Origin of the sequence: Nocardia noduli (genome assembly GCF_019038455.1) — a bacterium.
GTDB classification, from domain to species: Bacteria; Actinomycetota; Actinomycetes; order Mycobacteriales; family Mycobacteriaceae; genus Nocardia; species Nocardia noduli.
In genome coordinates, this window is record NZ_JAFMPL010000314.1 from 1 (window position 1) to 391 (window position 391).

At 66.8% G+C, this 391-nt stretch carries 1 pseudogene; it reads left to right on the forward strand.

Annotated elements, in window-relative coordinates:
* Positions 1 to 391: pseudogene (locus JZ792_RS41550) on the forward strand (NAD(P)/FAD-dependent oxidoreductase); the annotation flags it as partial.

Below are 391 nucleotides of genomic sequence, written 5' to 3' on the forward strand. Positions count from 1 at the left end.
GCTCGGGCCTGTTCATGAAGTACCTGCGCCGCGCCTCGGGCTACTACATCGACGTGGGCGCCTGCGACCTGGTGATCGACGGCAGCATCAAGCTGCAGGCGGGCAAGGAGATCAGCCACCTCTCGGAAAACGCCGTTGTGCTGGAGGATGGCACCGAACTGCCGGCGGACCTGGTGGTCTATGCCACCGGCTACGGCTCGATGAACGGCTGGGTGGCCGACCTGATCAGCCAGGAGGTGGCGGACAAGGTGGGGAAAGTGTGGGGCCTGGGCTCCGACACCACCAAGGACCCGGGGCCGTGGGAGGGCGAGCAGCGCAACATGTGGAAGCCCACGCAGCAGGAGGCGCTGTGGTTCCACGGCGGCAACCTGCACCAGTCGCGCCACTACTC